General features: G+C 41.8%; 6 protein-coding genes. 5 read left to right on the top strand and 1 reads right to left on the bottom strand.

What is annotated here, in order from left to right; all coding sequences use genetic code 11:
- The 5 genes from P2W71_RS23385 to P2W71_RS23365 all read left to right on the top strand — a co-directional run.
- The coding region (locus tag P2W71_RS23385) for a tandem-95 repeat protein (RefSeq protein ID WP_276373830.1) at positions 1 to 5,593 on the top strand (5,593 nt) is incomplete at its 5' end.
- A 5-nt stretch (positions 5,594 to 5,598) separates the two neighbouring features.
- Positions 5,599 to 6,642, top strand: a complete 1,044-nt coding sequence (locus P2W71_RS23380; protein WP_276373829.1) for a type IX secretion system membrane protein PorP/SprF — start codon at positions 5,599 to 5,601, stop codon at positions 6,640 to 6,642.
- Complete coding sequence (locus tag P2W71_RS23375; RefSeq protein ID WP_276373828.1) at positions 6,636 to 7,874, top strand: hypothetical protein; 1,239 nt, start codon at positions 6,636 to 6,638, stop codon at positions 7,872 to 7,874. Before P2W71_RS23380 ends, P2W71_RS23375 begins: the two co-directional genes overlap by 7 nt.
- Positions 7,875 to 7,974: 100 nt before the next feature.
- A complete protein-coding gene (locus P2W71_RS23370; protein WP_276373827.1) occupies positions 7,975 to 10,248 on the top strand; it encodes a hypothetical protein in 2,274 nt (757 codons plus the stop codon).
- 152 nt (positions 10,249 to 10,400) lie between these two features.
- Positions 10,401 to 11,147, top strand: coding sequence for a TolC family protein (locus P2W71_RS23365; protein WP_276373826.1), 747 nt, complete (start codon positions 10,401 to 10,403; stop codon positions 11,145 to 11,147).
- Positions 11,148 to 11,162: 15 nt separating this feature from the next.
- Here the strand turns inward: P2W71_RS23365 and P2W71_RS23360 are convergent, their stop codons facing one another.
- Positions 11,163 to 11,552 carry a response regulator gene (locus P2W71_RS23360; RefSeq protein WP_276373825.1) on the bottom strand — a complete coding sequence of 130 codons (390 nt, stop codon included), beginning with the start codon at positions 11,550 to 11,552 and terminating at the stop codon, positions 11,163 to 11,165.
- Positions 11,553 to 11,575: the final 23 nt, after the last annotated feature.

Raw genomic sequence — 11,575 nt, 5'->3', positions numbered from 1 at the left:
ATTGATTAGTGGCACAGGAGCCAGCCGCACAGTTACAGTTACGCCAGCTTCAAATCTGAGTGGTGGTCCAGTAACAATCACGTTAGAAGTAAGTGATGGTGCGGATACCAACACGGCAAGCTTTACAGTAACTGTTAACGCGATAAATGATCCGCCCACGATTACAGGTCCTAGCCCATCAACACAGACAATAAATGAAGGGGGTTCGACGGGTGCATTAACTTTTACAGTAGGAGATATTGACAATGCGGTCAACACGTTGACTGTGACAGCAACTTCAAGCGATGAAACACTAATACCGCTTACAGGAATATTGATTAGTGGCACAGGAGCCAGCCGCACAGTTACAGTTACGCCAGCTTCAAATCTGAGTGGTGGCCCAGTCACAATCACATTAGAAGTAAGTGATGGTGCGGATAGCAACACGGCAAGCTTTACGGTAACTGTTAACGCGATAAATGATCCGCCCACGATTACAGGTCCGAGCCCATCGACACAGACAATAAATGAAGGGGGATCGACGGGTGCATTAACTTTTACAGTAGGAGATATTGACAATGCGGTCAACACGTTGACTGTGACAGCAACTTCAAGTGATGAAACACTAATACCGCTTACAGGAATATTGATTAGTGGCACAGGAGCCAGCCGCACAGTTACAGTTACGCCAGCTTCAAATCTGAGTGGTGGCCCAGTAACAATCACGTTAGAAGTAAGTGATGGTGCGGATAGCAACACGGCAAGCTTTACAGTAACTGTTAACGCGATAAATGATCCGCCCACGATTACAGGTCCGAGCCCATCGACACAGACAATAAATGAAGGGGGTTCGACGGGTGCATTAACTTTTACAGTAGGAGATATTGACAATGCAGTCAACACGTTGACTGTGACAGCAACTTCAAGTGATGAAACACTAATACCGCTTACAGGAATATTGATTAGTGGCACAGGAGCCAGCCGCACAGTTACAGTTACGCCAGCTTCAAATCTGAGTGGTGGTCCAGTCACAATCACGTTAGAAGTAAGTGATGGTGCGGATAGCAACACAGCAAGCTTTACAGTAACTGTTAACGCGGTAAATGATCCGCCCACGATAACAGGTCCTAGCCCATCAACACAGACAATAAATGAAGGGGGTTCGACGGGTGCATTAACTTTTACAGTAGGAGATATTGACAATGCGGTCAACACGTTGACTGTGACAGCAACTTCAAGTGATGAAACACTAATACCGCTTACAGGAATATTGATTAGTGGCACAGGAGCCAGCCGCACAGTTACAGTTACGCCAGCTTCAAATCTGAGTGGTGGTCCAGTCACAATCACGTTAGAAGTAAGTGATGGTGCGGATAGCAACACGGCAAGCTTTACGGTAACTGTTAACGCTGTAAATGATCCGCCAACGATAACGCCTATTGCTAACCAATCCACCAATGAGGATGTGGCTACGCTTCCGTTAGCATTTACAATCGGTGATGAAGAAACCGCGGTTGGTGATTTAACGCTCACAGCCACATCCGGTAATCAAGGTGTAGTTCCTGATGCAAACATTGTAATCGTCAGAAGCGGCGCCAGCAATACGGTGCAGATTACACCTGCAGCTAACCAAAGCGGGACAGCGAGTATAACGTTAAAGGTGAATGACGGAACAACGGAAATATCAACGTCGTTCCAGCTCACGGTCAACACAGTCAACGACATGCCTACTGTCACTACAATCTCAGACCAGGCCATTAATGAGGATGCACAAACCACCGTTCTGCCCTTCACGATAGATGACGTGGAAACTGCAGCTTCTGGGTTAGTTGTTAGCCGCGGATCCAGCAATCTAACTTTGGTGCCTGTCGCAAATATCGTTCTCGATGGGACCGGTGCCAGCAGAACGGTGCAAGTTACACCAGTGGCGAACCAGTTTGGTAGTGCTACAATAACTATCTCCGTGTCTGACGGTCCAAATACAGCGTCTACTACTTTTCAAGTTATTGTCAACTCTGTTAACGATTTACCTACCATCTCCACGATAGCTGCTCAGGCAATAGATGAGGATAACGCCACGACTGCATTAGATTTTACGGTGGGTGACACCGAAACGCCAGTGAATACCCTTACCGTTAGTGGTACATCGGACAATACCGCATTAGTTCCGAATGGTAATATTACCTTTACGGGCACAGGCGCGGCAAGAAAGGTTACGGTAACTCCCGCAGCCAACCGATTCGGAATTGCGAACATCACACTTACATTAAATGACGGTTCTAACGATGTGACTACTTCATTTCAGGTAACAGTTAATCCTATTAATGATGCACCAGTCATTACTGGCCAGTCAGCCGTTTCAACAAATGAGGAACAACCTCTGGAAATATTATTCACGCACTTAACTGTAACAGATGCGGATCCTGATGATCTTTACCCTACAGATTTTTCTTTAACAGTTTTATCAAATCCAAATTATACTTTCGCCGACAATACAATAACTCCCAACGCAAATGTCACAGGCACTGTAGTCGTACGTGTCCATGTGAACGACGGAACGGTAAATAGTAACATTTTTAATCTTCAGGTTACTGTAAATGCCGTCAACGATGTTCCTGTTATTACAGCACAGTCGCCGTTAAGTATAAATGAGGAAGCATCGCTAACTGTTTTACTTTCTCATTTGACCATTGCTGACCCTGACAATGCTTCTGGATTTACACTAAGTGTTGCGACGGGCTCCAACTATTCCGTAGCCGGAAATACGGTTACCCCGAATGTCAACTACAATGGAACCTTAAGCGTTCCGGTAACTGTCAGTGATGGAACAAATTCAAGTGCTCCCTTTAACCTGCAAATACAAGTGAACCCGGTAAACGATGCGCCGCAGATAACCGGGCAGGTGTCCATTAGTATTGCTGAGGTTCAGCCTGTGGCTATCGCTTTATCTCAATTGATTGTGTTTGATCCTGATAATCTTTACCCGGATGATTTTACGCTAGATATACTCAGTGGTGCTAATTATTCCATTACCGAAAACACTGTCATTCCAGTCGCAAATTTTAGCGGGACTTTATTGGTAAGAGTTTTTATAAATGATGGTGTTGCCAATAGTTCGATTTATAATTTGCAAATCCTGGTCAATTCTACAAATGATCCGCCCGTTATTACAGGGCAACAAGCCTTAACTGTAAACGAAGGACAATCCATCACAATTGATTTTGATGATTTAGTAGTGACTGATCCGGATAACCCTTACCCTACTGGCTTTAGCCTGACAATCTTGCCCGGAACAAATTATACATTTTCAGGATCAACAATTACTCCAAATCCCAATTTCGATGGACAACTTACCGTTGGTGTTAAGGTAAATGATGGCGCTGTTGACAGCGCTCCCTTTAATTTGCAAATCGCCGTTGCCGGTATAAATAACGCTCCTACGATAACCGGGCAATACAGTGTTACGACATCGGAAGATGTACCTGTAACATTGAGACTAGCTGATCTTCAGGTTAATGATCCGGATAATTCCTTTCCAACCGGTTTTACAATGACGATTTCTAATGGTACGAATTATACAGTGTCCGGAGATATTATTACACCAGCAGCCAACTTTAATGGAACGCTTTCCGTTCCGGTTATCGTAAATGATGGTCAGACAAATAGTCCATCATACGATATCCAGATTCAAGTAACATCTGTAAATGATCCACCAGTGATTACAGCACAAAACACTTTAACCACGTTGGAGGACCAACCGATCACCCTTACACTAGCGGATTTTGTTGTCACGGACGTTGACAACTCCTTTCCAACTGGATTTACCCTCTTGCTTCAGGGTAACGGCGCTAATTATACCGTAAGTGGTACAACCGTAACGCCAGCGTCAAACTTTAATGGATCATTAGGCGTAGGGCTGGTCGTGAACGATGGCGTAGGCAATAGCAATGTTATTAATGCTGAAATTCTTGTCGTCAACGTGAACGATGCACCAACACTGGATGCCATAAATAACGTAACTATTCAGGAGGATCCTTTGGACGTAGTTACTGTTGGGCTTACCGGGATTTCAACGGGACCAGGTGAAGGCGATCAAACCGTAGTGATAACGGCTTCAAACGATCAGCCGGATCGGTTTGAGCCATTCGAAATAGTCTACACCAGTGGAACTACCGGTAGCCTACGATTTAAACCAAAAGCAAATGTCTTTGGTACAGTGCAGGTTACCATCCGGATTCAGGACAATGGTGCTGATACACCAGCACCAAATAAGAATTTTATTGAACAATCGTTTAGCCTTATCATTGAAGGCGTCAATGATGCACCCGTTATTACATCTCAAGCTGTAACATTGGCAGAAGTTGGCCAGCCTTACAGTTATTTGGTAATTGCCACCGATGTCGAAAATGAAGCCATTACTTTTGCAGCACCGACAATTCCGGCCTGGTTGTCTCTAACACAAAATGCGAATGGAAGTGCAACATTGAGCGGCACGCCTCCAGCCGGCACAACGGGGGAGATACCCGTTAAAATTCAAGCAAAAGATCCTTCAGCAAGTCCGGTAACGGATCAGGAATTTATATTAAAAGTGAACTCTCGCCCTACCCTTACGCCATTTGTAATTCAAATGGATGAAGATGGATCGTACGTGTTCGGTACTCAATTTTCAGATAATTTTACCGATTTGGATGCTAACCCGTTAGCGGAGATACAAATCAAGCAGTTGCCTTCGAAGGGAACGTTGATGCTTAACGGAAGTGCAGTAGCGCTAAATGCCATCATACCAGCTTCTGCTATTCCAACCCTGACCTACAAACCGTTACCGGACTCAACTGGAGCAGACATCATCCAATGGAATGCAAGTGATGCACTATATTACAGCCAAACAGAAGCGAATATCACTGTTATTATTCTTCCAGTAAATGATCCGCCGGAAATAATTGCCATTGAGCCGCCTGAAAGTGATACTTTAAAATATGAATTAGGAAGTGAAATTCCCGTAAAACTCACCAAACTATTCGACGCCAAGGACGTGGATGGGGATAATCTTATTGCAGCAGAAATCGGATTCACGGAATCGCTGCAATACAGGGAACTGCAAGATAAATTTATCTTCAACGATACGCTGGGAATTGTTGGAAATTTTAATGAGAGCTTTGGTATTTTGACCTTAACGGGTAAGGCCCCCGTAAAGGACTATGTCGCCGCAATCAGATCAATACGTTACAATTATGTGGCCATTGACGATTTTACTTTAGCAAACAGAAAAGTGTCAATTAAGTTGAGTGACGGCGCATTTGGGGAAACAAAAGAACGACTTGTTGGTTTAATTTATACCTATTTGGAGATTGATATCGCGAATGCATTTACACCCAATGGAGACAACCCATATTGGAACATCTATTCCCCCAATGGACTCGATAGATATAGGGACGCTCTCATCCGTGTGTATAATAAACGAGGGACCTTGGTGTATGAAGCGAAAGGTTTTGATAATCGCTGGAATGGAAACGGACCTGATGGCAGTACCTTACCTCCTGATAGTTATTATTATACCATCGATTTAAAGTATGATAAAAAGAAGTATAAAGGTGTCGTGACTATTTTAAGGTAATTTTAATGAAGAGAGTTTTACTTATTGGGATTTTTATACAGTTGAGTCTTACCGGAATGTGTCAATACATTCCTAACAGCAGCCAAAGTTTTCATTTCGCCCCAAATTTTAATCCCGCCTTTACTGGCATTGAAGGTTATCAAGATTTAAAATTAGGATATCGATATCAATGGGCAGGACTTGGTGATGGCGCGCCGAAGTTTATTAACGCCTCGTTTAATTTTCGCCTGAAAGAACCATTGGATCTGACGTTGAATGCTATTCGTACGAGTATGGCTAAAAAGCAAAATAACGAGATACCAAAGCTGAAACGAATCATCCACGGACTTGGAGTGAACGTTTTTAATGAAGAAGAAAATCTCATCAATCGTATTGGGGGAGGGGTTAATTATTCTTTCCATTATCCTCTGGGTAAAGATCTGCGATTGGCGGTAGGTGTTAATGCTACGTTATATAATTCCAGGGTGGATGTTAATAAAATTTATTTAGGCAAAAACCCTGATGGTTCTCCGATAGTAATTAGTGATGATGGCGTGATAAGGGAATTGCAAGCAGGATCATCGTTTACAAATTTAAATGTTAGGGCAGGTTTTTTAGTTTATGCCTCTCGCTACTATGTAGGTTTCTCTTATTTACCAATTTTAAATAAAGGACTCAATAATCCTAGTACAGGTATAGATGACATAGAAACTGCTATCGGTAGTCCTAATGTCTATCGTGCAGTAATTCAAGGAGGGTATTCGTTTCCTGTGAGTGCCACGATGGATATTAAGCCTAGTGTCCTAGCGCTTATGCAAATTGATAATACATTTTTAATTGACTATAACGTTAAAGTATACATTCAGGAAAAAATATGGTTTGGCGTGACATACCGTGATGTTAAAAGCATGATTGGTATGCTGGGATTTAACTTAAATGAGAAACTCGGCGCTTCTTATTCGTACGAGCTTTCCGGCGGCAATGCGCGCCAATTTTTAGGTGGAAGTCATGAATTAGTGCTTTCCGTCCGATTGAATAACTTCAAACGTCAGTTACAACAGACATGGTAAGAATTATTTTATTCTTTTTTTGGATATCTCCATTCACAGTGTTGGGTCAAGAGTGGGATTTTGGTCCGCTGCGTAAGTTAGAAGCGAGTATCAATAGCCCGTATGAAGACATTTTGCCTATGCAAACGCCAGATGGTAAAATGTTGTTTTTTTCACGAGCTGCTTCACCTGAAAATGTTGGTGGGAAGTTTACCGGCACGGATATTTGGGTTAGTAAGTTAAATGAGGAAACACAGCAGTGGAGTAAACCACAAAACGAAAAGTCAGTTAATGACAAAGGTACAAATGCGGTTATTGGCGTAAGTGAAAAAGGCGATGAGATCTATCTGTTGAATACAACAGGTACCACACGCGTACAGGGTATTTATTCATCCAAAAAAAATGGAAACACATGGTCGCAGCCGAAGCTGATTCAAATTCCAGGTTTAAGTACTGTCGACTTTTTAGGCGCTTATGCTACGCCTGATTTGAAGGTTATTATCTTTTCGATGAATAGTGAAGAAAGCCGCGGCAATGAAGATCTTTACATAAGCTTAAAAAACACGAAAGGGGAGTGGTCCAAACCAAAAAATCTCGGTTCCACTATCAATACCAGTGGGTTTGAGATTGCGCCTTTTCTTTCTCCCGACAAAAGACGATTATATTTTTCAAGCAACGGTCACCCTGGATACGGAAATTCGGATATTTTTTACAGTGACCGCTTATACGAATCCTGGGAGGTTTGGTCGGCTCCGAAGAATCTTGGGTTGAAAATCAATTCCCCAGCATTTGAAAGTTTTTTTTCCATCTACCATGACAGCGTTGCATTCTTTTCAAGTAACCGGAATCGAGAACTTTCCGACATCTACCGGGTGGCGGTATTCCCAGTAAAGGAAGAAAGCGAAGAAGACTATTATCACTACATCAGCGATGAAGAGGTGCGAAAATTAAGCGGTGTCATTTTTGATCCGGTGCTGTATTTTGATCAGGGAGTCAGTGACATCACAAACGAACAAAAGCAGAATCTTAATAAAATAAATGAGGGATTATCTTCTAAGAAAGACATCAAAATGAGAATCATTGCGTTGAAGTCTGGTAATGGCAGTCTGGAAACTTACCAAAAAAGACTTTTAAACATCCTGGACTACTTAAAAAATGCAGGAATTGAAGGCAATAGAATCATATTTAGTGTCGAGCAAGCTGACAATCCCGTTACGGGAAAAGAACTGGTGAGAATTCGGTTTTACAAATAATGCGACATTGCAAACGATGCAGGTAATATAGTTGGAAAATAAGAGAACACTTCGTCGTTGCGAAGCGTTTTTTGCGTAATTTAGTAGTGGCTTTAATACTATGAGTTTTAATCTAAAGATCTTTAAACGTAAGTTTGGGATACTCCTTGGCGTCCCTATACTTACCGTCGTTGCATCCTATTTCCTGATTTCTGAAATAGGTGATCGGTACAAATCCACCGCCCAACTCTCAACCGGTTTTACCACCGATGATGCTGTCAAGTTAAATGAAGTGCCGGCCACCCCTTTTGATGTAAGTACAAACTTTACCAACATCATAGAATCTATGAATTCTGTGCCTGTGTTGAGTTTAGTATCTTACAGATTAGTCATTCATGACTTGGAAGACGAAAAGCCTTTTAGGGTCTTCGATGATTCAAAAGAAAAAAATATTATCATCGACGATAAATCGCTCGAAAAGGCACTCGTCCTTTTTAAGGAAAAATTAAAAAACATCAAGCCGCTAAATTTATACGACCCCGAGGATCAAAAATTATTTGCGATTCTGAAAGGATATGGATACGATGCGGAAACTCTAAGCAAGGACCTTCGGATTCAACGCCTGGATAACTCAGACTTTATTGCCGTTGATTATGTTTCGGAAAACCCGTTTTTGTCTGCCCTGACCGTTAACGTCGTTTGTCAGGAATTCATCCGATATAATAAAACACTTAAAACAGATCGTTCTTCCGAATCAATCGAATTTTTGAAAACGATAGTGGATGAGAAAAAGAAAGTACTGGATGAAAAAACCGATGCCTTAAATAAATTCAGACTTAACAATAACGTCTATACGCACGATGCCGAGACTAAAAATAAGATCGCATTAATAACGGACTACGAATTGAACAGAGACAGGGAAGCGAATACGATCAACCGTCTTGAATTTTCACTCCGTAAAATCGAAAATACGATTGAAGTAAAATCTAAAGCTTTAGGTAAGGCAAATCAACAAGAAACGATACTCGTCAATCAGAGAATTCTTGAGTTGCAGCGCAAGATAAATGAACTGAATGCTTCGGGCAGTGAGTCTAGTAAAAGTAAATTGTCACAGTTGCGTGAAGAGCTTCAATTGGAAACAAGCAGGTTGGATGCCCTTAGCGCAAATCAGAAAGCAGAAGAGGAGTTTCGTCAATTGGAGAAAGAGCGTGATAACCTGAAAATGGATTTGCAAATTGCAAAAACCAATCTCGCGTCTATAGACCAGTCGTTGCGCAAGCTCAAATCTGATGTTGCCGGTGCTGCTTCTAAACAAGTAAGCACAACGGATCTGGACAGAGAAGTTGAGTTAGCGACGTCAGAATATATTAACGCCCAGGATAAATATAATGCTGCTAAAAATAAATCTCTTGTTATAGGAAGTTCTATACGCCAAATTTTAGAAGGACAGCCCAGTTATGAACCTGAGTCTTCGCAAGCAGGGTTGATCATGGGCGTATCCGGCGGAGCGGGTTTTCTGCTAAGTTTAATCGGTGTATTCGCTTTTGAGTTTTTAGATGGCAGAATCAGGATAGCACATCGCTTAGAGAAATTTACAGGTCTGCCAAATATCGGGTCGGTCAATTTATTGAAGGATAAAGACTTCAACCTGCGTGAGGTTTTCAATGACAGGAGCTCTAACAAAGATTATGAGACGTTTTCACACTTCCTTCGGAAATTACGTTACGAGGTGCAGAGCTCGAATGGTAAAGTTTTCTTGATCACCAGTGGACAGGTTAAGACAGGAAAGTCATTTCTAATTGTCAGCCTGTCATATGCCCTTAGTTTGGTGCATTCCAAAGTGCTGATCATTGATACTAATTTTAGGCATAATTCTTTGACAAAGGCATTGTTACCGAGAATGGACAGTCGTAAGCTCCTGAAGAAGGGTATCATCGACGATGATGATGACGATGATTTGATGCTGGAGGAAAGAAACGCAATTGAGGAAGATGAGGAGCACGAACGTAATGAATTACCTGTGAAGTCGAAACCAGGAGAACGTGATTTGGCGCGAAACCTGATCAATCGCACGAAGTTCCCAGGTGTTGACATTATTGGAAACGTAGGGGCCAATGATTCTCCCTCCGAGATCATGGCCGGCCGTGACTTCAAGCAAATGATTAAAAGTCTCTCTGAACGATACGATTGTATCTTAATGGAGGGGCCTGCATTAAATGACTATTCTGATTCAAAGGAATTAATTGACTATGCAGATAAAGTGATACCTGTCTACGCTGCTGATACATCATTAAATCACCATGACAGGGAAGCGATCAAATATTTCAAATCAATTAACGGTAAGTTAATGGGAACTGTGCTGAACAAGATTCAATCAAAGCACTTAACCTATTGAAATAATTTTGATCGGTAGGATCCTTGTAACATACCTCGTCACATCTAAGGCTTTCAAGCACAAGTAATCAGCAATAGAGTATTTGATTTTGCTCAATATCCTCTAATTTGCATTTCGCATAAGTAAGATCCATAACTATTAACTAATACTTTATGAAAAGACCAGAGCTATATCTATTTCTTCTCCTTCCTTTTTTTTCTGTTGCTCAAAGCGTTGACTATAACAAGATTATAGTACCAGATCAAGTTGCGTCTGTTTCTTTCGAGGAACGCCTCGTTCAACTTGCATGGAAAAATCATCCTACCAATAAGGTTGCTACACAAAAGGTAGAGATGGCCCAGGCACTCAAGGCGAAGGCAAGCTGGGCATGGCTGGATCATTTCTTCGTACAAGCCAATGTAAACGAATTCACGGGCAATACAGAAGTAGATGGCTGGGGCCGTGCATTTTATCCTAAATATAACGTGGGCGTCAAATTACCCATCGGTACTTTTATTCATACCCCCTTAAATGCCCACGCAGCAAAAGATCAAGTGTTGATCAATGAATTTGAAGTCAACGCAAAAAAATTAGCGGTGCGGAGAGATGTACTGCAGTCAGTTGAAAAACTGAGGGAGCGCTTTAAAGTCATCAAACTACGTGAACAAATCAAAGAGGATTATTTATTGATGTTCCAGGATGCTGAAAAGAAATTTAAGGAAGGGAAAATAACGTTGGAGTTCTATCGCGGCACAATCCAGGCTTATACGCTTCAGGAAGAAGAAATTATCCAGGCACAATCCTTATTTAATCAAGAGCGACTTGCGCTCGAAGAATTAGTTGGTGTGGAGTTAAAGGACGTTGAAGGATACTTGGAGTTTACGAACAGATTGACAAGGGAATCTCAAATTAAGCCGTAAAGTGCTGTTCATCCTTTACTTTACAAGGATTTTAGCATTTCCGAATTTTAAAGCTCGTTCAACTTCGGCAACTAAAAATTCTGGTTCGAAAGGTTTTACGAGGTAGGCAAATGCTCCTAGATCAAGGCATTGTTTCCGTTTTACGGCGTCTTCATAACCCGAGTGAATAATAAGCGGTATATGTTTATGGGTTTCGCTCTGGTTTATATTTTCCAACAATTCAATCCCGCCTAAGCCAGGCATTTTGAGATCGGAAACAATTAAATCGGGTACATTGCCTTGGGCAAGCCACGCCCACGCCTCCATGCCGTCATTCATGATTGCTACCTCATATTGATTCTTGAGGATTTTTTCTAAAAGCCAGCATAACAGTGCATCATCTTCGATGAGCAAAACCTTTCTCATGGCATTAATTTAAAAAAATTATG

This window comes from Chryseolinea sp. H1M3-3 (assembly GCF_029360725.1).
Classification (GTDB): domain Bacteria; phylum Bacteroidota; class Bacteroidia; order Cytophagales; family Cyclobacteriaceae; genus Chryseolinea.
The sequence above is the reverse complement of the archived record's forward strand: the minus strand, read 5'-3'. Positions and strand labels throughout refer to the sequence as shown.

Bases quoted from the DNA above. Each gene is read 5' to 3' on its own strand.
- P2W71_RS23365 (WP_276373826.1), top strand. From the start codon at position 10,401: ATGAAAAGACCAGAGCTATATCTATTTCTTCTCCTTCCTTTTTTTTCT.
- P2W71_RS23360 (WP_276373825.1), bottom strand. From the start codon at position 11,552: ATGAGAAAGGTTTTGCTCATCGAAGATGATGCACTGTTATGCTGGCTT.
- P2W71_RS23370 (WP_276373827.1), top strand. From the start codon at position 7,975: ATGAGTTTTAATCTAAAGATCTTTAAACGTAAGTTTGGGATACTCCTT.
- P2W71_RS23375 (WP_276373828.1), top strand. From the start codon at position 6,636: ATGGTAAGAATTATTTTATTCTTTTTTTGGATATCTCCATTCACAGTG.
- P2W71_RS23380 (WP_276373829.1), top strand. From the start codon at position 5,599: ATGAAGAGAGTTTTACTTATTGGGATTTTTATACAGTTGAGTCTTACC.